18 protein-coding genes are annotated in these 20998 nt (G+C 59.4%); 3 read left to right on the top strand and 15 right to left on the bottom strand.

Going from position 1 to position 20998, the window contains the following annotated elements; all coding sequences use genetic code 11:
* Positions 1 to 131: 131 nt before the first annotated feature.
* From nuoF to PMI24_RS04290, 14 genes are all read right to left on the bottom strand, one after another.
* Positions 132 to 1487 (bottom strand): NADH-quinone oxidoreductase subunit NuoF, encoded by a 1356-nt coding sequence (nuoF, locus tag PMI24_RS04355; RefSeq protein ID WP_007951458.1) that lies wholly within the window; start codon positions 1485 to 1487, stop codon positions 132 to 134.
* The gene (gene nuoE / locus PMI24_RS04350) at positions 1484 to 1981 is read right to left on the bottom strand and encodes an NADH-quinone oxidoreductase subunit NuoE (protein ID WP_003223804.1); all 498 of its coding nucleotides are present in this window, start codon (positions 1979 to 1981) and stop codon (positions 1484 to 1486) included. The genes nuoF and nuoE overlap by 4 nt, the downstream gene beginning before the upstream one ends.
* Before the next feature lie 2 nt (positions 1982 to 1983).
* Complete coding sequence (nuoC, locus tag PMI24_RS04345; protein ID WP_007951457.1) at positions 1984 to 3768, bottom strand: NADH-quinone oxidoreductase subunit C/D; 1785 nt, start codon at positions 3766 to 3768, stop codon at positions 1984 to 1986.
* Between the two features lie 69 nt (positions 3769 to 3837).
* Complete coding sequence (locus PMI24_RS04340; RefSeq protein WP_007951456.1) at positions 3838 to 4512, bottom strand: NuoB/complex I 20 kDa subunit family protein; 675 nt, start codon at positions 4510 to 4512, stop codon at positions 3838 to 3840.
* A gap of 10 nt (positions 4513 to 4522) precedes the next feature.
* Positions 4523 to 4936 (bottom strand): NADH-quinone oxidoreductase subunit A, encoded by a 414-nt coding sequence (locus tag PMI24_RS04335; RefSeq protein WP_003223812.1) that lies wholly within the window; start codon positions 4934 to 4936, stop codon positions 4523 to 4525.
* 546 nt (positions 4937 to 5482) lie between these two features.
* Positions 5483 to 6808, bottom strand: a complete 1326-nt coding sequence (gene aceA, locus PMI24_RS04330; protein WP_007951455.1) for an isocitrate lyase — start codon at positions 6806 to 6808, stop codon at positions 5483 to 5485.
* 476 nt (positions 6809 to 7284) lie between these two features.
* On the bottom strand, positions 7285 to 8037 hold the full coding sequence (locus PMI24_RS04325) for a secretin N-terminal domain-containing protein (protein ID WP_007951453.1): 753 nt from the start codon (positions 8035 to 8037) through the stop codon (positions 7285 to 7287).
* A gap of 132 nt (positions 8038 to 8169) precedes the next feature.
* Positions 8170 to 8595 (bottom strand): GNAT family N-acetyltransferase, encoded by a 426-nt coding sequence (locus PMI24_RS04320; protein ID WP_007951452.1) that lies wholly within the window; start codon positions 8593 to 8595, stop codon positions 8170 to 8172.
* Entirely contained in the window at positions 8588 to 9763 is a 1176-nt protein-coding gene (locus PMI24_RS04315; RefSeq protein ID WP_007951451.1) for a ribosomal protein uL16 3-hydroxylase, read from the bottom strand. Before PMI24_RS04315 ends, PMI24_RS04320 begins: the two co-directional genes overlap by 8 nt.
* A gap of 86 nt (positions 9764 to 9849) precedes the next feature.
* The gene (purB, locus tag PMI24_RS04310; RefSeq protein WP_007951450.1) at positions 9850 to 11220 is read right to left on the bottom strand and encodes an adenylosuccinate lyase; all 1371 of its coding nucleotides are present in this window, start codon (positions 11218 to 11220) and stop codon (positions 9850 to 9852) included.
* Positions 11221 to 11347: 127 nt separating this feature from the next.
* Entirely contained in the window at positions 11348 to 11971 is a 624-nt protein-coding gene (hflD, locus tag PMI24_RS04305) for a high frequency lysogenization protein HflD (protein WP_007951449.1), read from the bottom strand.
* Positions 11968 to 13092 carry a tRNA 2-thiouridine(34) synthase MnmA gene (gene mnmA / locus PMI24_RS04300; RefSeq protein ID WP_007951446.1) on the bottom strand — a complete coding sequence of 375 codons (1125 nt, stop codon included), beginning with the start codon at positions 13090 to 13092 and terminating at the stop codon, positions 11968 to 11970. Before mnmA ends, hflD begins: the two co-directional genes overlap by 4 nt.
* 59 nt (positions 13093 to 13151) lie before the next feature.
* Positions 13152 to 13598: an NUDIX hydrolase gene (locus PMI24_RS04295; protein WP_007951445.1), complete on the bottom strand. Its 447-nt coding sequence runs from the start codon at positions 13596 to 13598 to the stop codon at positions 13152 to 13154.
* A 78-nt stretch (positions 13599 to 13676) separates the two neighbouring features.
* Positions 13677 to 15902, bottom strand: coding sequence for an NADP-dependent isocitrate dehydrogenase (locus PMI24_RS04290; protein ID WP_007951443.1), 2226 nt, complete (start codon positions 15900 to 15902; stop codon positions 13677 to 13679).
* 481 nt (positions 15903 to 16383) lie between these two features.
* Between PMI24_RS04290 and icd the strand changes: the two genes are divergently transcribed.
* Positions 16384 to 17640 (top strand): NADP-dependent isocitrate dehydrogenase, encoded by a 1257-nt coding sequence (gene icd, locus PMI24_RS04285; RefSeq protein ID WP_007951441.1) that lies wholly within the window; start codon positions 16384 to 16386, stop codon positions 17638 to 17640.
* 79 nt (positions 17641 to 17719) lie between these two features.
* On the opposite strand, the gene PMI24_RS04280 is transcribed toward icd, so the two are convergent.
* Positions 17720 to 18001: a cold shock domain-containing protein gene (locus PMI24_RS04280; RefSeq protein ID WP_007951438.1), complete on the bottom strand. Its 282-nt coding sequence runs from the start codon at positions 17999 to 18001 to the stop codon at positions 17720 to 17722.
* A 224-nt stretch (positions 18002 to 18225) separates the two neighbouring features.
* Here PMI24_RS04280 and clpS point away from each other — a divergent pair, with 224 nt between their 5' ends.
* Together clpS and clpA are read left to right on the top strand one after the other, a co-directional pair.
* Entirely contained in the window at positions 18226 to 18609 is a 384-nt protein-coding gene (gene clpS / locus PMI24_RS04275; RefSeq protein WP_011334948.1) for an ATP-dependent Clp protease adapter ClpS, read from the top strand.
* A gap of 30 nt (positions 18610 to 18639) precedes the next feature.
* The gene (gene clpA, locus PMI24_RS04270) at positions 18640 to 20910 is read left to right on the top strand and encodes an ATP-dependent Clp protease ATP-binding subunit ClpA (RefSeq protein WP_007951436.1); all 2271 of its coding nucleotides are present in this window, start codon (positions 18640 to 18642) and stop codon (positions 20908 to 20910) included.
* The last annotated feature ends 88 nt before the right edge of the window (positions 20911 to 20998 follow it).

The following is a 20998-nucleotide window of genomic DNA, read 5'->3' as shown; positions in this document are numbered from 1 at the left end:
AAGGTCTTCGTTGGCCCGGTGTCAGCGGGCGTGGCTAATGGAATCTTGTTATCCGTCCGAATCCAGTCAGCCCCGAAAGGCGTCATCGGACGAAAGGCGAAGGGCACGGACCCTTCGCCTTTTTTAAGCGTTTACGCGCCGACTACGATCGGCTTCGCCAGAGGCGGGACGGCGGCGCTTGCGGGCGCGATACCGGCTTCGAACTCTGGACGGAAGTATTTGATGGCACTGCCCAACGGCTCCACGGCACCCGGTGCGTGAGCACAGAAGGTCTTGCCCGGGCCGAGGAAGTTGACCAGACCCAGCAGGGTCTCGATGTCGCCTGGCTGACCGCGGCCTTGTTCGATGGCCATCAGCAGCTTGACGCTCCATGGCAAACCATCACGGCAAGGTGTGCAGAAACCACAGGATTCGCGAGCGAAGAACTGCTCCATGTTGCGCAGCAGGGACACCATGTTGACGCTGTCGTCCACCGCCATGGCCAGGCCGGTACCCATACGGGTGCCCACTTTGGCGATGCCGCCGGCGTACATTTGTGCGTCGAGGTGTTCCGGCAACAGGAAACCGGTGCCGGCGCCGCCTGGCTGCCAGGCTTTCAGCTTGAAGCCGTCGCGCATGCCGCCGGCGTAGTCTTCGAACAGCTCGCGACCGGTCACGCCGAATGGCAGTTCCCACAGGCCAGGGTTCTTGACCTTGCCGGAGAAGCCCATGAGCTTGGTGCCCATGTCTTCGCTGCCGTCGCGGGCCAACGATTTGTACCAGTCCACGCCGTCGGCGATGATCGCCGGCACGTTGCACAGGGTTTCAACGTTGTTCACGCAGGTCGGCTTGCCCCACACGCCAACGGCGGCAGGGAAGGGTGGCTTGGAACGCGGGTTGGCGCGGCGGCCTTCGAGGGAGTTGATCAGTGCGGTTTCTTCACCGCAGATGTAACGCCCGGCGCCGGTGTGGACGAACAGCTCGAAATCGAAGCCGCTGCCCAGGATGTTCTTGCCCAGCAGGCCGGCTGCCTTGGCTTCTTCCACGGCACGGTTCAGGTGCTTGGCGGCGGTGGTGTACTCGCCACGCAGGAAGATGTAGCCACGGTAGGTTTTCAGCGCGCGGGCACTGATCAGCATGCCTTCGATCAGCAGATGGGGCAGTTGCTCCATCAGCATGCGGTCTTTCCAGGTGTTCGGCTCCATTTCATCCGCGTTGCACAGCAGGTAGCGGATGTTGATGGATTCGTCCTTTGGCATCAGGCCCCACTTCACGCCAGTGGGGAAGCCTGCACCGCCGCGACCTTTGAGGCCGGCGTCTTTCACGGTCTGGACGATGGCGTCCTGATCCATGTCGGCGAAGGCCTTGCGCGCAGCGGCGTAACCGTTCTTGGCCTGGTACTCGTCGAGCCACACGGCTTCGCCGTCGTCACGCAGGCGCCAGGTCAGCGGGTGAGTCTCGGCCGAACGCTGGATGCGGTTGGCGGGACCGAAAGAGGTCAGGGTCATACGTAGCCCTCGAGCAGTTTGGCGACGCCGGCAGGCTGGACATCGCCAAAGGTGTCGTCATCGATCATCAGCGCCGGTGCCTTGTCGCAGTTGCCGAGGCAGCAGACCGGCAGCAGGGTGAAGCGACCGTCGGCGGTGGTCTGGCCCAGGCCGATACCCAGGTTGTTCTGGATTTCGCTGACCACCGACTCGTGGCCGCCGATGTAGCAGACCATGCTGTCGCAGACGCGAATGATGTGACGGCCGACCGGCTGACGGAAGATCTGGCTGTAGAACGTGGCCACGCCTTCAACGTCGCTGGCCGGGATGCCGAGGATCTCGCCGATGGCGTACAGAGCGCCGTCCGGCACCCAGCCGCGTTCCTTCTGAACGATCTTCAGGGCTTCGATCGACGCCGCGCGCGGGTCTTCGTAGTGATGCAGCTCGTGCTCGATGGCCGAGCGCTCGGTTTCACTCAGGGTGAAACGGTCTGTCTGGATAAGCGTGCTGTTCATGCTTAGCGGTCCACGTCGGCCATAACGAAATCGATACTACCCAGGTACGCAATCAGGTCCGCGACCATGCTGCCTTTGATCACCGAAGGGATCTGTTGCAGATGCGGGAAGCTCGGAGTACGGATCCGGGTACGGTAGCTCATGGTGCCGCCGTCGCTCGTCAGGTAATAACTGTTGATGCCCTTGGTCGCTTCGATCATCTGGAAGGATTCGTTGGCCGGCATGACCGGGCCCCACGAAACTTGCAGGAAGTGCGTGATCAAGGTTTCGATGTGCTGCAGCGTGCGCTCTTTCGGCGGCGGCGTGGTCAGCGGGTGATCCGCCTTGTACGGGCCTTCCGGCATGTTGCGCAGGCACTGGTCGATGATCTTGACGCTCTGGCGCATCTCTTCGACGCGAACCATGCAGCGGTCGTAGGCATCGCCGTTGGCAGCCAGCGGTACTTCGAACTCGAAGTTCTCGTAGCCGGAGTACGGACGCGCTTTACGCAGGTCGAAGTCGCAACCGGTGGAACGCAGGCCGGCACCGGTGACGCCCCATTCCAGGGCTTCTTTGGTGTTGTACTGGGCAACGCCGATGGTACGACCCTTGAGGATGCTGTTCTGCAGGGCAGCCTTGGTGTATTCGTCGAGGCGCTTCGGCAGCCATTCAACGAAGTCCTTCACCAGTTTTTCCCAGCCGCGTGGCAGGTCGTGGGCGACGCCACCGATGCGGTACCAGGCCGGGTGCAGACGGAAACCGGTGATGGCTTCGATCACCGTGTAGGCCTTCTGGCGGTCGGTGAAGGTGAAGAACACCGGAGTCATGGCGCCGACGTCCTGGATGTAGGTACCCAGGAACAGCAGGTGGCTGGTGATCCGGAAGAACTCGGCCATCATGATGCGGATGACGTCGACCTTCTCTGGCACCTTGATGCCGGCCAGCTTCTCGACCGAGAGCACGTACGGCAGGTTGTTCATCACGCCGCCGAGGTAGTCGATACGGTCGGTGTACGGAATGAAACTGTGCCAGGACTGACGCTCGGCCATCTTCTCGGCACCACGGTGGTGGTAACCGATGTCCGGAACGCAGTCGACGATCTCTTCACCGTCCAGTTGCAGGATGATGCGGAAGGCACCGTGAGCCGAAGGGTGGTTCGGACCCAGGTTGAGGAACATGTAGTCCTCGTTCGCCCCGGAACGCTTCATGCCCCAGTCTTCAGGACGGAAGCGCGCGGCTTCTTCCTCAAGCTGTTGCTTGGCCAGGTTCAGGCTGAACGGATCGAATTCGGTGGCGCGCGCCGGGAAGTCCTTGCGCAGCGGGTGACCTTCCCAGGTCGGCGGCATCATGATGCGCGACAGGTGCGGGTGACCTTTGAAGTCGATGCCGTACATGTCCCAGACTTCACGCTCGTACCAGTTGGCGTTCGGCCAGATGCTGGTGACGGTCGGCAAGCTGAGGTCGCTCTCGGACAAGGCGACCTTGATCATCACGTCACTATTACGTTCCAGCGACATGAGGTGATAGAACACGGTGAAATCGGCACCGCTCGGCAGCCCTTGACGCTTGGTGCGCAGACGCTCGTCCACGCCGTGCAGGTCATAGAGCATGACGTACGGCTTGGGCAGGTTGCGCAGGAAGGTCAGGACTTCGACGAGCTTGGCGCGCGCCACCCACAGCACCGGCATGCCGGTGCGGGTCGGCTGAGCGGTGAACGCTTCGGCGCCAAAACGGTTGTTCAGTTCGACGACCACATCCTGGTCGTCTGCCTTATAAGGCGGGATGTACAGAGCACTGCCTGTAGTCATGGTTATTTTTTCGCTTTCGGTCAACGTAAAGAATGAAGCCAGCTTCTCGTTTCTTTGAAACAGACTGGATCAGACTTCGTCAGGGCTGCGCAGGTTGGTGACTGCGATTCGCTGTTCGCGGCGCTGTTCCTTCTGCGAAGGCATGTCGGCGCGATAAACGCCTTGATCGCCAACGACCCAGGAAAGTGGGCGACGCTCCTGGCCAATGGATTCCTGCAACAGCATCAAGCCTTGCAGAAATGCTTCTGGACGGGGCGGGCAGCCAGGTACGTAGACGTCAACGGGCAGGAACTTGTCCACCCCCTGAACCACGGAGTAGATGTCGTACATGCCGCCGGAGTTGGCGCACGAACCCATCGAGATCACCCACTTGGGCTCGAGCATCTGCTCGTACAGGCGCTGAATGATCGGCGCCATCTTGATGAAGCAGGTCCCGGCGATAACCATGAAGTCGGCCTGACGCGGTGATGCCCGGATAACTTCGGCGCCGAAGCGCGCGATGTCGTGGGGCGCCGTGAAGGCGGTGGTCATTTCCACGTAGCAGCACGACAGACCGAAGTTGTACGGCCACAGGGAGTTCTTACGTCCCCAGTTGACCGCGCCACTCAGCACGTCTTCCAGCTTGCCCATGAAAATGTTTTTGTGGACTTGATCTTCTAACGGATCGGAAACGGTTTCCCGCTGGCCGATCGGATACTGCTCGTTAGGAGCATCGGGGTCGATTCTGGTGAGATTGTATTGCATTGCCAAAGCCTCATTGTTTCAGCTTCGCCTGCCGCTTGCGACGAGCTTCCGGAGCCCAGTCAAGGGCGCCCACTCGGAACAGGTAGACAAGACCTGCCAACAGAATTGCTATGAAAACGAGAGCTTCGACGAATCCGGTCCAGCCGCTTTCGCGGACGGACACAGACCATGCAAAGAGAAAGAGGGCTTCGATATCGAAGATCACGAAGAGCATCGCGACCAGATAGAATTTGGCTGAGAGCCGCAAGCGGGCGCCACCGGTAGGTAGCATGCCGGACTCGAACGGTTCGTTTTTGCTGCGGCCCCAGGCTTTTGACCCGAGGAGGCTGGAGACGCCGAGCATGAAGGCACACAGGCCGACTACACCCAGAAGGAAAATGGCAAAGCCCCAGTTGTGGGCCATGAGTCCTGTCGCTTCGGGCATGCTGGAAATCCTTAACAGAGAGCAAAGGTCTCTGAGCTTGATAAAGAAATAAGGCAGTGACGATATGTCGCAGCAATCAATCGCGCTGATTTTATGGCTAAACACCCTGCAAGTAAAATTCCTATAGCGAAATTATTTATTGGAATAAGGACATAGCGCACCTCGAAGGGCCCGCAGCCCATGCGTTGCGGGCATTAGCCGGGATTTCACGAATTATGTTTTGTAGGAAATGTAACGAACATAGTTGCCGCTAAATGATAATTAATATCGTTTGGAGTGGTTTGGTAACTGTTTAACGGGTCAGTAGTTGGGAAGTTGTCTTATATGCGCGTTACTGCAAGTAGCGGCGGCGCCCGTTTTAGCCGATTTTTCCGATGCGGATACCGCTCTGGATCAATGTTTTGCCTGACAGGCTGTGCCAATTCCTGAGGTGCCCGGAAAACCGCAGGCAAAAAAACGCCCCGAACCAGTCGGGGCGTCAGTTTTTCGGCAGTGCGGTTAGCTTTCTATACGGTCCGCAAAGGCCGTTCGCTCAGGCGAAGTCGATCAGTGGAACTGTTCTTCTTCGGTCGAACCGGTCAGCGCGGTCACCGAGGACGTTCCGCCCTGGATCACGGTGGTCATGTCGTCGAAGTAGCCGGTGCCCACTTCCTGCTGGTGAGCCACGAAGGTGTAACCCTTGGCGGCGTCAGCGAATTCCTGCTCTTGCAGCTTCACGTAGGCAGTCATGTCGTTGCGGGCGTAGTCGTGCGCCAGGTTGAACATGCTGTGCCACATGTTGTGAATGCCGGCCAGGGTGATGAACTGGTGCTTGTAACCCATGGCGGACAGTTCGCGCTGGAACTTGGCGATGGTCGCGTCGTCCAGGTTTTTCTTCCAGTTGAAGGAAGGCGAGCAGTTGTACGACAGGATCTGGTCCGGGTATTCCTTCTTGATCGCTTCGGCGAAACGACGGGCTTCGTCCAGATCTGGTTTTGCGGTTTCGCACCAGATCAGGTCGGCATACGGCGCGTAGGCCAGGCCACGGGCGATTGCCTGGTCCAGACCTGCACGAACCTTGTAGAAGCCTTCCTGAGTACGGGTGCCAGTCACGAACGGCTGGTCGTACGGGTCGCAGTCGGAAGTCAGCAGGTCGGCAGCGTTGGCGTCGGTACGGGCCAGGATGATGGTCGGTACACCGGCAACGTCGGCAGCCAGACGAGCAGCGGTCAGCTTCTGCACGGCTTCCTGGGTTGGAACCAGAACCTTGCCGCCCATGTGGCCGCATTTCTTCACGGAAGCCAGCTGGTCTTCGAAGTGAACGCCGGCGGCGCCTGCTTCGATCATGCTCTTCATCAGCTCGTAGGCGTTCAGTACGCCGCCGAAACCGGCTTCGGCGTCAGCCACGATTGGTGCGAAGTAGTCGATGTAGCCATCGTCGCCCGGGTTCTTGCCGGCTTTCCACTGGATCTGGTCGGCACGACGGAACGAGTTGTTGATGCGCTTGACCACGGTCGGAACCGAGTCCACCGGGTACAGCGACTGGTCCGGGTACATCGATTCGGCGGAGTTGTTGTCCGCAGCGACTTGCCAGCCCGACAGGTAGATCGCCTGGATACCGGCTTTGACCTGTTGCACAGCCTGGCCGCCGGTCAGGGCGCCCATGCAGTTGACGAAATCTTTCTCTGGGCGGAAGGACGGCTTGGCACCCTGGGTGACCAGGTTCCACAGTTTTTCGGCGCCCATTTTTGCAAAGGTGTGCTCTGGTTGAACCGAGCCACGCAGACGGACGACGTCAGCAGCGGAGTAATTGCGAGTCACGCCTTTCCAGCGCGGGTTTTCAGCCCAGTCTTTTTCAAGGGCTGCAATTTGCTGTTCGCGTGTCAGTGCCATGGAGATAAACCTCGTCGCGTCTTTATGAAAAGTTGTTCTGCGGTGGAAAATTCCTTGCGCTCGCTGACCAGAAGCTTAGGTGGTCAGGTCGTGTTCGGCGGGGCAGGCGACGGGATGAACGATGGGCTCGAGGGGAAGTGAGCAGGTAAAGGCGAACTGGCGGGCGCATTCGGGCGTCGTGGGCCTTTATACGAACTACAGTGTAAAGCCGGGTTACCTAATTACGCTTCCGTCCCTCGGGACAACTTCGTTCCAGTCGGCAACCTCGTCAAACACACCTTGTGGGCGGTACAGACACGAAACGGCTCGCGGGGATGGTTGCGAGCATCGCTTCGAAGGCCCTTGCCAGGGCCTCTGATTAGCGGGAGCGAGGCCATCATGCCTTCGCTTTTTTGGCTCGTCAAACGTTTTGTAGTGCTTTTTTTCAAGCACTACATCTTTCGTCTAATACGACTAATCAGTCAGTTTTTGGTGCTTTAGTCCAACGTGTCGACTTTCACCCGCAACGTCATGTCATCCCGGCCTTGAGTCGAGTAGCTGCGGGCCAGGCCCTGTTTGTCGGCCTGGGTCTGGCGATTCACGCCGGCGAGGGTGATCCATTCGCCCAGTCGCCCGGTGACAGTTGTGTCGGTACTTTGCACGTTCACTACATCGGGACGTTCCTGGCTCATGCGGTCACGGTTGGTGCTGATGGCCAGGTGAACGGTTTCGCCGGTGACGCTGGCGGTGACGTAAAACCCTTGGGTGACGTTGCGATATTGAGTCTGGCTGCTGTAATCGCCGTAGGAGTTGGTCTGGCTGCTGGTGATCGGCACGCTCTGGCCGACCTGGATCAGCGCCGGCGCACCTTCGCTGGCCTGGATCTGCTGAATGCCGCCGTCACGGCTGGCAGTGCTGCGACTGATGATGCGGGTCTGCGCGCCGTTGACCGAATAACCTTCATCACCACGGCCGTTGTTTTCGTTGGTATCGACCGTGATCAGCAGGCGCTTGGGCGCGGTGTCGAGCTGCGAGAGCAGGTCCTTCAGTTCTTCGATCTTGCCGGGTTCAGCCTTGACGATCAGTTGATTGCCATAAGCGCTGACCTGGCCGTCCTTGCCGATAAAATCCTGAGCCACCGGCAGCATGTCGGCACTGGTGTGGTATTTGAGGGGCACGATTTCTGTGGCTGCCATCACCGAAAAACTGCAGCCGAGCAGCAGGGTGGTGAGCAGGGTGCGTAGGGACATGTCCGTTATCTCCGCTTTCGAAAGGCTTGATATTGCCAGTTTGTCGGCCCGGGGTGGGGCAAGTTGAATCGTAGACAGCAAAACGCCCCGGCATCATGAGATGGCGGGGCGTTTTGAGGTGCACATCAAGCGTTATGCCGAATGACGAACCATATCGACATGCGGAATCCCGGCTTCCAGGAATTCCTCGCTGACCAGGTTGAAACCCAGGCGCTCGTAGAACGCCGTGGCCTGTACCTGGGCGCTGAGCATCTGCTGCTTCAGGCCGCGAGCTTCCGCTTCGGCAATCACCGCTTGCATCAGCGCATCGCCCACCTTCAGCCCGCGCCAGTCCTTCAGCACCGAAACCCGGCCGACATGTCCATCAGGCAAGAGACGGGCGGTGCCGATCGGGAAGTCGCCTTCGAAAGCCAGGAAATGCACCGCCGTGGCGTCATCGGCGTCCCACTCAAGCTCGGGTGGAACCGATTGTTCGGCAATGAACACCGTTTCGCGAATGCGGCGGATCTCGGCGTTGTCCTTTTGCCAGTCTGCAACACGTACGCGAATCTTATTCATCGTCGGCGAACCCCAGGCTTCCCTGTTTGACCAGTTCGCACAGCAGGCCGCGACCGTCTTCGTCGCTCAGCCAGTCACCGAGGTTGTCGGTGTGCAGGGCGTCGGCGGAGCAGATCAGCTTCAGCAGTTCGCGCAGCTTGCCCGGCAGGTAACGGCTCTGGCCGCTGGCGAACAGCAGCAGATCATCATCGACGTCCGACCACGCCAGGCGCGCGCTCGGGTTGCGGATCAGGATGGCGCCGTCTTCGAGCGCGCCGAGGAGGTCTTCTTCCTCGACTTCTTCCGGGCCGACCACCAGCTCTGGATAACGCGGCTCGGTCATGTACTGGCCGAACCAGGTCAGCAGCAGGCGTTCGTCGCTCATGTGCTCGGCGAGCAGCGCTTTCAGGCGGCCGAGGGCATCGTGCTGGATCTGGTGTGGGTCATCGCTGACCGGCTTGGCGTCGGCGTCGGTGTAGCGCTCTTCGTCAGTCAGGAACTGGCTGAGGAAGTCGGTGAAGTGGGTCAGCACTTCAGCGGCGCTTGGTGCGCGGAAGCCGACCGAGTAGGTCATGCAGTCATCGACGGCAACGCCGCAGTGAGCCAGGCGCGGCGGCAAGTAGAGCATGTCGCCCGGTTCCAGGACCCACTCTTCGGTCTCGTGGAATTCGGCGAGGATGCGCAGATCCGCGTGTTGCAGCAGCGGGCTTTCGGAGTCGCACATCTGGCCGATTTTCCAGTTGCGCTTGCCGTGACCTTGCAGCAGGAACACGTCGTAGTTGTCGAAGTGCGGACCAACGCTGCCACCCGGGGCGGCGAAGCTGATCATCACGTCGTCGACGCGCCAGCTCGGCAGGAAGCGGAAGTTTTCCAGCAGCTCGCTGACTTCCGGCACGAACTGATCGACCGCCTGCACCAGCAGGGTCCACTCGCGCTCCGGCAGTTTGCTGAATTCGTCTTCGGCGAACGGGCCGCGACGCAGTTCCCATGGACGCTCGCCGTGCTCGATCACCAGGCGCGATTCAACTTCTTCTTCCAGGGCCAGGCCGGCGAGTTCGTCGGCGTCGATCGGGCTTTCGAAATCAGGAATCGCCTGACGGATCAGCAGTGGTTTTTTCTGCCAGTAATCGCGCATGAATTCGCGCGCCGTAAGACCACCCAGAAGTTGAAGAGGAATATCGGGATTCATATGTAACCTATTGAAAAAAAGCATTTTTCAGACGGGAATAAAAACGCCCGGCGCGGCCGGGCGTCTCAAACGGGTCAAGCAGTCGATCAGATGCGCTTGGCTTGCGCTACAGCGTTGCCGATGTAGTTGGCCGGGGTCAGTTGCTTGAGCTCGGCTTTCGCAGCGGCCGGCATGTCCAGGCCATCGATGAAAGTCTGCAGCGCTTCTGGGCTGATGCCCTTGCCGCGCGTCAGTTCTTTCAGCTTCTCGTACGGGTTTTCGATGTTGTAGCGGCGCATCACGGTCTGGATCGGCTCGGCCAGGACTTCCCAGCAAGCGTCCAGATCGGCAGCGATCTTGTCAGCGTTCAGCTCGAGCTTGCTGATGCCTTTGAGGCTCGCTTCGTACGCGATCACGCTGTGGGCGAAGCCGACACCGAGGTTACGCAGAACGGTGGAGTCGGTCAGGTCGCGCTGCCAGCGGGAGATCGGCAGTTTGCTCGCCAGGTGCTGGAACAGCGCGTTGGCGATGCCCAGGTTACCTTCGGAGTTTTCGAAGTCGATCGGGTTGACCTTGTGCGGCATGGTCGACGAACCGATTTCGCCGGCGATGGTGCGCTGCTTGAAGTAACCCAGGGAGATGTAGCCCCAGATGTCACGGTCGAAGTCGATCAGGATGGTGTTGAAGCGCGCAATGGCGTCAAACAGCTCGGCGATGTAGTCGTGCGGCTCGATCTGCGTGGTGTACGGGTTGAAGCCCAGGCCCAGCTCGTCTTCGATGAAGGCGCGGGCGTTGGCTTCCCAGTCGATCTGCGGGTAGGCCGACAGGTGAGCGTTGTAGTTGCCGACAGCGCCGTTGATCTTGCCCAGCAGCGGAACGGCAGCGACCTGAGCGATCTGACGCTCGAGACGGTAAACCACGTTCGCCAGCTCTTTACCCAGAGTGGTCGGCGAAGCCGGCTGACCGTGGGTGCGCGACAGCATCGGCACGTCGGCGAAGCGGATCGCCAGTTCACGGATTGCTTCGGCGGTCTGGCGCATCAGCGGCAGCATCACGTCGTCACGGCCTTCGCGCAGCATCAGGGCGTGGGACAGGTTGTTGATGTCCTCGCTGGTGCAGGCGAAGTGAATGAATTCGCTGACCTTGGCCAGCTCAGGCAGCTTGGCCGCTTGCTCTTTGAGCAGGTATTCGATCGCTTTTACGTCGTGGTTGGTGGTGCGCTCGATCTCTTTCACGCGCTCGGCGTGCTCCAGCGAGAAGTTTTCGGCCAGTTCATTCAGAACGGCGTTGGCTTCGGCGGAGAAGGCTGGCACTTCCGGGATGCCGGCGTGAGCGGCCAGGCGCTGGAGCCAGCGCACTTCAACCAGAACGCGGGCACGGATCAGACCGTACTCGCTGAAAATTGGGCGCAGGGCCTGGGTTTTGCCGGCGTAGCGGCCGTCAACAGGGGAAACCGCAGTGAGCGAAGAGAGCTGCATGGGGTGTTCTCGGACAGTCGGGCAACGAAATGGGGCGCGTATCATACATGAAAAAATCCGCCGGTCCGTCGCCAACTGACCGGCGTATTACGCGTTACAGACTACAAAGCTTTTGTTGCGCGGCGATTTACTCGCTGCGCATCAACGGATACAGCTCTTTGAGCAATTTGCGCCGGCTCACGACCAACTGCCAGCGGTGACCGCCGAGCTGGCGCCACAGGCGTGCCGAGCGAATGCCGGCGAGCAGCAGGGCGCGGATCTTCGAGGCGTTGCTCGGCTGCTGCAGATTGCGCATGTCGCCATGCACCTGAATGCGCTGGCGCAGCGTGCTCAGAGTGTCCTGGTACAGCGCACCGCAGGCCGCGATCACGTTTTCGTGGGCCGGGCCGAAATGCTCGACCTGCGACTGGATCTGCGGCAAGCGCTTGCCGATCACGTCGAGCATGTCGTTGCGCTTGGCCAGTTGCCGCTCAAGGCCGAGCATCGACAGCGCATAACGCAGTGGCTCGCGCTGCAAGGTGCTCGGGTCGCGCTCGAGGGCGCCGATCAGCGCGCGGTAACCCTCGCGCAGGTTGATATCGTCGCCGCCGTAAACATCCAAGGTGTCTTTCGGGTCGCGAACCAGCAGGCTGCCGAGCATGCAGCTCAGGCCTGCTTCACTGGTCTGGCCGGTCTTGGCGATTCGGTCGACCAGCACGGCGGCGAGAAACACGCCGCCCAGAGCGGTCAATTGCTCCTGAGTCGGGCTCATGCCTGGCCGCTCCACGGCTCGGCGACTTCGATCACGCCGCCGCCGAGGCAGATTTCGCCGTCATAGAACACCACCGACTGGCCCGGCGTGACCGCGCGCTGCGGCTCGTCGAACACGGCGCGATAGCCGGTTGCGGTTTTCTCAAGGGTGCAGGCCTGATCGCTCTGGCGGTAGCGAACCTTGGCGGTCAGGCGCAGCGGCTGGCTCAGGTCGATCGGGTTGACCCAATAGATTTCCGAAGCGAGCAGGGCGCTGGAGAACAGCCACGGATGGTTGTTGCCCTGACCGACAATCAGCTCGTTGGTGTCCAGATCCTTGCGAAGCACGTACCACGGCTCGTCGCCGGCGTCTTTCAGGCCGCCGATGCCCAGGCCCTGACGCTGGCCGATGGTGTGGTACATCAAACCGTGGTGACGGCCGATGACTTCGCCTTCGGTAGTCTTGATCTCGCCCGGTTGCGCCGGCAGGTATTGCTTGAGGAAATCGCTGAAGCGACGCTCGCCGATGAAGCAGATTCCAGTGGAGTCCTTCTTCTTGGCGGTGGCCAGCTCGTATTTCTCGGCGATTGCACGGACTTCCGGTTTTTCCAGCTCACCTACCGGGAACAGGGTCTTGGCGATCTGTTCGCCGCCGACGGCGTGCAGGAAATAGCTCTGATCCTTGTTCGGATCCAGGCCCTTGAGCAGTTCGGTGCGTCCGTCTATATCGCGGCGGCGCACGTAGTGACCGGTAGCGATCAGGTCAGCACCGAGCATCATGGCGTAGTCAAGGAACGCCTTGAACTTGATCTCGCGGTTGCACAGGATGTCCGGGTTCGGCGTGCGGCCGGCCTTGTATTCGGCCAGGAAGTGCTCGAACACGTTGTCCCAGTACTCGGCGGCGAAGTTGGCGGTGTGCAGCTTGATACCGATCTTGTCGCACACGGCCTGGGCGTCCGCCAGGTCGTCCATGGCGGTGCAGTATTCCGTTCCGTCGTCTTCTTCCCAGTTCTTCATGAACAGGCCTTCCACTTCATAACCCTGCTCGATCAGCAGGAGAGCGGAAACGGAAGAGTCCACGCCGCCGGACATGCCGACAATGACGCGCTTCTTGGATGTGTCAGAAGGGGCTGGATCACGCATAGGGATTCAATGAGTGTCTTGAAAAAGGACGCGATTCTATCAGGCTCACGGCCTCAAGGCTAAAGGGAAGGGCGGATCAGTTCGAGGCCGAAGCGATTGCCGGCCAGATAATCATCGATGCAGCGGATGATCAGCTCGCTGCGCCAGTTATCGCGCTGGGCCAATAATTCGTCGCGGGTCAGCCACTTGGCGCCGACGATGCCGTCGTCCAGTTGGTAATCCGGGTGATGTTTCACGGCTTTGGCGCTGAAGCACACGCGCTGGTAAGTCACGCCGTTGCTCGGGGCAGTGTAAAGATAAATGCCGACCACGGCGGTGGGTTCGACGTCCCAGCCGGTTTCTTCGAGGGTTTCGCGCACGGCGGCTTCGATCAGGGTTTCGTCCGGATCCAGATGACCGGCGGGCTGATTGAGCACGTTACGCCCGGCCTTGTGTTCCTCGACCATCAGGAAACGACCGTTGTCCTCGACGATGGTGGCGACGGTGATGTGGGGGAGCCATTGCATTGATTGAATCTCCTGGGCGAAAGGCAGAAACACAAACCCCGGCGCATGGCCGGGGTTTGTGATGTTCCCTTTACAACCTTATACCAGCGCAGCAATCGCCGCGTTGAGGGTTGCGCTTGGGCGCATGGCCTTGCTGATCAGCTCGGCATTGGCGTGGTAGTAACCGCCGATGTCCACTGGCTTGCCTTGAACGGCGTTGAGCTCGGCAACGATGGTCGCTTCGTTCTCGGTCAGGGTCTTGGCCAGAGTCGCGAACTGCGCTTGCAGCGCAGTGTCTTCGGTCTGGGCGGCCAGGGCTTGTGCCCAATACATCGCCAGGTAGAAGTGGCTGCCGCGGTTGTCGATGTTGCCGACTTTGCGCGATGGCGACTTGTTGTTGTCGAGGAACTGGCCAGTGGCCTGGTCCAGAGTCTTGGACAGAACCAGCGCTTTCGGGTTGTTGTAGTTCACACCCAGGTGCTCGAGAGACGCGGCCAGGGCCAGGAATTCACCCAGCGAATCCCAGCGCAGGAAGTTCTCTTCGACCAGTTGCTGCACGTGCTTCGGAGCCGAACCGCCGGCGCCGGTTTCGAACAGGCCACCGCCGTTCATCAGCGGCACGATCGACAGCATCTTGGCGCTGGTGCCCAGTTCCATGATCGGGAACAGGTCGGTCAGGTAGTCGCGCAGTACGTTGCCGGTCACCGAAATGGTGTCCTTGCCTTCGCGGGTGCGCTGCAGGGTGTACTTCATTGCGTCGACCGGCGCCATGATCTGGATGTCCAGACCAGCGGTGTCGTGATCCTTCAGGTAAGCCTGAACCTTCTCGATCACCACGCCGTCGTGGGCGCGCATCGGGTCCAGCCAGAAAATGGCTGGAGTTGTGCTTGCACGAGCGCGGTTGACGGCCAGTTTGACCCAGTCCTGGATCGGCGCGTCTTTGGTCTGGCACATGCGGAAGATGTCGCCGGCTTCAACAGCCTGTTCCATCAGCAGGGTGCCTTTGCTGTCGGTTACGCGAACCACGCCGTCGGCCTTGATCTGGAAGGTCTTGTCGTGGGAGCCGTACTCTTCAGCCTTTTTAGCCATCAGGCCAACGTTTGGCACGCTGCCCATGGTGGTCGGATCGAAAGCGCCATTGGCTTTGCAATCTTCGATCACGGCCTGGTAGATGGTGGCGTAGCAGCGATCCGGGATCACAGCCTTGGTGTCGTGCAGCTGGCCGTCGGTGCCCCACATCTTGCCGGAGTCACGGATCATGGCCGGCATCGAGGCGTCGACGATTACGTCGCTCGGCACGTGCAGGTTGGTGATGCCTTTGTCGGAGTTGACCATCGCCAGCGACGGACGAACGGCGTAGACCGCCTGCACGTCAGCTTCGATCTGGGCTTGCTGCTCGGCCGGCAGGGATTTGATGCGGGCGTACAGGTCGCCGATGCCGTTGTTCAGGTTGAAGCCGATCTCGGCCAGCACGTCGGCGTGCTTGGTCAGGGCGTCTTTGTAGAACTCGGCAACGATCTGGCCGAACATGATCGGGTCGGAGACCTTCATCATGGTGGCTTTCAGGTGAACAGACAGCAGCACGCCTTGTTGCTTGGCGCTGTCGATTTCAGCGGCGATGAACGCGCGCAGGGCCTTTTTGCTCATCACGGAGCAGTCGAGGATCTCGCCCGCCTGAACGGTGGTTTTTTCTTTCAGGACGGTAGCGGTGCCGTCTTTGGCGATCAGCTCGATCTTCACGGCGTCAGCGGCGTCGATCAGGGCAGCTTTTTCGCTGCCGTAGAAATCGCCGGTGCTCATGTGAGCGACGTGGGACTTGGAGTCCTTGGCCCAGGCGCCCATTTTGTGCGGGTGCTTGCGAGCGTAGTTCTTGACCGACAGCGGAGCACGACGATCGGAGTTGCCTTCGCGCAGAACCGGGTTCACGGCGCTGCCCTTGACCTTGTCGTAGCGCGCCTTGGCGTCTTTGTCGGCGTCGCTGGTCACGGTTTCCGGGTAGTCCGGCAGGTTGTAGCCCTGGGCTTGCAGTTCTTTGATCGCGGCTTGCAGTTGCGGAACCGAGGCGCTGATGTTCGGCAGCTTGATGATGTTGGCTTCAGGCGTAACGGCCAGGTCGCCCAGTTCGGCGAGGTGGTCGGCTACGGCTTTGTCGCCCAGTTGCTCGGGGAAGCTGGCCAGAATACGTGCTGCAAGAGAGATATCGCGGGTTTCCACGGCGATATCGGCCGAGGCGGTGTAAGCCTCGATGATCGGCAGCAGGGAATAGGTGGCGAGGGCTGGAGCTTCGTCGGTGAAGGTATAGATGATCTTCGAGCGGGTGGGCATATTCGGATTAACTCTCTCTTCTTTGCTAAAGCGTGCGCAGAAACTCGAGGGGCGCCGGGTAAGCGCGTTCGTTCAAAGTCATCCATGAACCGAATGTCGAGAATCTTCGCGGTGATGTTGGGTGCATCAGTAGAGCGTCAAGCAGTCGGACTGCGGTAACAACCCGACCAATCAGGCGGAAAGTCTCGTGCTAGAGAGGCCAGCCGTCGTGACCCTTTGGTCAGCGGGCGGCATTATACATAGGTAGCTGGCAATCTGCCGATGGTTCATATGCAACGATTCTCGTCCATTGGTCTAAAGGTCGCAGGGCGGGGTGGGGCGTAGAGTCGCCGTGGATGCTTGAGATTGGCGCTTTTCCCTTTGCTTTCAGGCTTGTACGAAACGAGATGTGGCCGCGCCCGGAACAGAGGGTTTGCGTGTTGATTCAACTGGGTTACGCTCGAACCAAGCCAGATGTTCAATCCAAACAATGGAGTTCAGCATGGGTTACAAGAAGATTCAGGTTCCAGCCGTCGGCGACAAAATCACCGTCAACGCAGACCATTCTCTCAATGTCCCTGATAACCCGATCATTCCCTTCATCGAAGGTGACGGCATTGGCGTCGACGTCAGCCCTGTGATGATCAAAGTGGTTGATGCTGCCGTAGAAAAAGCCTACGGGGGCAAGCGCAAGATTTCCTGGATGGAGGTTTATGCTGGCGAAAAAGCAACTCAGGTTTATGACCAGGACACCTGGCTGCCCCAGGAAACCCTGGACGCGGTGAAGGATTACGTGGTTTCCATCAAAGGCCCGCTGACCACTCCGGTCGGTGGTGGCATCCGTTCCCTCAACGTTGCCCTGCGTCAACAGCTCGATCTCTATGTCTGCCTGCGCCCTGTGGTGTGGTTCGAAGGCGTGCCGAGCCCGGTGAAAAAGCCCGGCGACGTCGACATGGTGATCTTCCGCGAGAACTCCGAAGACATTTATGCCGGTATCGAATGGAAAGCCGGCTCCCCTGAAGCCACCAAGGTCATCAAATTCCTGAAAGAAGAAATGGGCGTCACCAAGATCCGTTTCGACCAGGACTGCGGCATCGGCATCAAGCCGGTTTCGAAAGAAGGCACCAAGCGTCTGGTGCGCAAGGCCCTGCAATACGTGGTGGACAACGACCGCAAGTCGCTGACCATCGTGCACAAGGGCAACATCATGAAATTCACCGAAGGTGCTTTCAAGGACTGGGGCTACGAGGTGGCGAAGGAAGAATTCGGCGCCGAGCTGCTCGATGGCGGCCCATGGATGAAGTTCAAGAACCCGAAAACCGGCCGCGAAGTCGTCGTCAAGGATGCCATCGCCGACGCCATGCTCCAGCAGATCCTGTTGCGCCCGGCCGAATACGATGTGATCGCGACCCTCAACCTCAACGGTGACTACCTGTCCGATGCGCTGGCGGCGGAAGTGGGCGGTATCGGTATCGCGCCGGGTGCCAACCTGTCCGACACCGTGGCCATGTTCGAGGCGACCCACGGTACCGCGCCGAAATATGCCGGCAAGGACCAGGTCAACCCGGGCTCGGTGATTCTGTCGGCGGAAATGATGCTGCGTCACCTGGGCTGGACCGAAGCGGCCGACCTGATCATCAAGGGCACCAATGGCGCCATCAAGGCCAAGACCGTGACCTACGACTTCGAACGTCTGATGGAAGGCGCCACACTGGTGTCTTCTTCGGGCTTCGGTGAAGCGCTGATCAAGCACATGTAATAAAGACGTCTGCAACGAAACCGCCCGGCTCGAGTGATCGAGTCGGGCGGTTTGTTTTCTGGCAGGTATTCGGGTTGCTTCAGCTGGTCACTGACTGGTGCTGAGCGGCTGCCGAGGCGGCATCTTTTGCGGCTTCGACACTCTGAATTTTTGTGGCGTGCAGGCCTTTGGGCCCTTGCATGATATCGAATTTGACGATTTGCCCGGCTTTGAGGGTTTTGTATCCGTCCATTTCAATGGCGGAATAGTGGGCAAAGAAATCGATCTCCTTACCGTCCTCGTCCTTCCCCTCGCGGGAGTCGGTGTTGATGAAACCGAACCCCTTGGAATTATTGAACCATTTCACCTTGCCGACAGCCATGCTCAAATCCCTCTGCAACAGTCTCCATCGCTGGAGTATCATCCAATTCATCCGCAGTCGAATCCGTTAAAAAGATTGACTCCGCGGATCTTTTTTCCCCACTGTGGGTTCTATTGGTTGTAACACCGTTTTCCCGATAGTCAAGGTGACCGGGCAGTCGGAGTTGAAAACGTGTCAAGCCGCCCCCACCACTGTATTTGCACAACTGACGAACCTTTCTTTCCATGCATGCAATCAGCCAGATTCGACTAACATTCAATCAGGATCGCCCGCTTCTCCAAAAGGATCTTCCACAGGAGCACGACGACGATTCGGCAGGCGTTGCTGTTCAGGAAGCAAAGCCTGCGTTACAGGCGCCGCCGATGTACAAGGTGGTTTTGTTTAATGATGACTACACACCGATGGATTTCGTCGTCGAAGTGCTCGAGGTGTTTTTTAACCTGAATCGCGAGCTGGCGACCAAGGTCATGCTGGCCGTCCACACAGAAGGGCGGGCAGTATGTGGAGTGTTTACCCGCGACATCGCCGAGACAAAGGCCATGCAGGTCAACCAGTACGCCAGGGAAAGCCAGCATCCGCTACTCTGTGAAATCGAGAAGGACGGTTAATCGCCGACCACTTGGGTATGAGGTGAAGCTATGTTAAACCGCGAGCTCGAAGTCACCCTCAATCTTGCCTTCAAGGAGGCACGTTCGAAACGTCATGAATTCATGACCGTCGAACACCTGCTGCTGGCCCTATTGGACAATGAGGCTGCCGCCACCGTATTGCGTGCCTGCGGCGCAAACCTCGACAAACTCAAGCACGACCTGCAGGAGTTCATCGACTCCACCACGCCACTGATCCCCGTCCATGACGAGGATCGCGAAACCCAGCCAACCCTGGGCTTCCAGCGTGTGCTGCAACGTGCTGTCTTTCATGTGCAGAGCTCGGGCAAACGCGAAGTGACCGGCGCCAACGTGCTGGTTGCAATCTTCAGTGAGCAAGAGAGTCAGGCGGTGTTCCTGCTGAAACAGCAGAGCGTTGCACGCATTGATGTCGTCAACTATATCGCCCACGGCATTTCCAAAGTGCCGGGGCATGGCGATCACTCTGAAGGTGAACAAGATATGCAGGACGACGAGGGCGGTGAGTCTTCTTCTTCAGGCAATCCGCTGGACGCTTATGCCAGCAACCTCAACGAACTCGCACGCCAGGGCCGGATCGATCCGCTGGTCGGGCGTGAAACGGAAGTCGAGCGTGTCGCGCAGATTCTCGCGCGCCGTCGCAAGAACAATCCGCTGCTGGTAGGCGAGGCAGGCGTGGGTAAAACCGCGATTGCCGAAGGCCTGGCCAAGCGTATTGTCGACAACCAGGTGCCGGACCTGCTGGCCAACAGCGTCGTTTATTCCCTCGATCTGGGCGCTCTGCTCGCGGGCACCAAGTATCGCGGTGACTTCGAGAAGCGCTTCAAGGCGCTGCTCAACGAACTGAAAAAACGTCCGCAGGCGATTCTGTTCATCGACGAGATCCACACCATCATCGGTGCGGGTGCTGCGTCCGGTGGCGTCATGGATGCCTCGAACCTGCTCAAACCGCTGCTGTCGTCTGGCGACATTCGCTGCATCGGCTCGACCACGTTCCAGGAATTCCGTGGCATCTTCGAAAAAGACCGTGCCCTGGCGCGTCGCTTCCAGAAGGTCGATGTCGTCGAGCCGTCGGTGGAGGACACCATCGGTATCCTGCGTGGCCTGAAAGGTCGCTTCGAACAGCACCACAACATCGAATACAGCGACGAGTCGCTGCGCGCCGCTGCGGAACTGGCTTCGCGCTACATCAATGACCGGCACATGCCGGACAAGGCCATCGACGTGATCGACGAGGCGGGCGCCTACCAGCGTCTGCAACCGGTCGAGAAGCGTGTGAAACGCATCGAAGTACCTGAAGTCGAGGACATCGTTGCGAAAATCGCGCGGATTCCGCCGAAGCACGTCACCAGCTCCGACAAGGAACTGCTGCGTAACCTCGAGCGTGACCTGAAGCTGACGGTGTTTGGTCAGGACGCGGCGATCGATTCGCTGTCGACTGCGATCAAACTGTCCCGTGCCGGTCTCAAATCGCCTGACAAGCCTGTTGGTTCGTTCCTGTTCGCAGGGCCGACCGGTGTCGGTAAAACCGAAGCCGCGCGTCAATTGGCCAAGGCGTTGGGGATCGAACTGGTGCGCTTCGACATGTCCGAGTACATGGAGCGCCACACCGTATCGCGCCTGATCGGTGCGCCTCCGGGTTATGTCGGTTTCGACCAGGGCGGTCTGCTGACCGAAGCGATTACCAAGCAACCGCATTGCGTATTGCTGCTCGATGAAATCGAGAAGGCGCATCCGGAAGTCTTCAACCTGCTGCTGCAGGTGATGGACCACGGCACGCTGACCGACAACAACGGGCGCAAGGCGGACTTCCGCAACGTGATCGTGATCATGACCACCAACGCCGGTGCTGAAACGGCGGCGCGTGCTTCGATCGGTTTCACCCATCAGGACCACTCGTCCGATGCGATGGAAGTGATCAAGAAGAGCTTCACGCCGGAATTCCGCAACCGTCTGGATACCATCATTCAGTTTGGTCGCCTCAGTCATGAGGTCATCAAGAGCGTGGTGGACAAGTTCCTCACCGAACTTCAGGCGCAGCTGGAAGACAAGCGTGTGCTTCTGGAAGTTACCGATGCGGCGCGCAGTTGGCTGGCGGCCGGTGGTTACGATTCGGCCATGGGCGCTCGTCCGATGGCGCGTCTGATCCAGGACAAGATCAAGCGTCCGCTGGCGGAGGAGATTCTGTTTGGCGAGCTGGCCGAGCATGGCGGTGTGGTTCACATCGACATCAAGGATGGTGAGTTGACTTTTGACTTCGAGACTACTGCAGAAATGGCTTGATGGCTGGTAAGTGAAAAGGCGCCTTCGGGCGCCTTTTTTGTTTTGGGTGTTTCCTCGGGTTTTGTTTGTATATCCGTTGCTGCGGTAA

The organism is Pseudomonas sp. GM25, assembly GCF_000282255.1.
Classification (GTDB): domain Bacteria; phylum Pseudomonadota; class Gammaproteobacteria; order Pseudomonadales; family Pseudomonadaceae; genus Aquipseudomonas; species Aquipseudomonas aphyarum.
The sequence above is the reverse complement of the archived record's forward strand: the minus strand, read 5'-3'. Positions and strand labels throughout refer to the sequence as shown.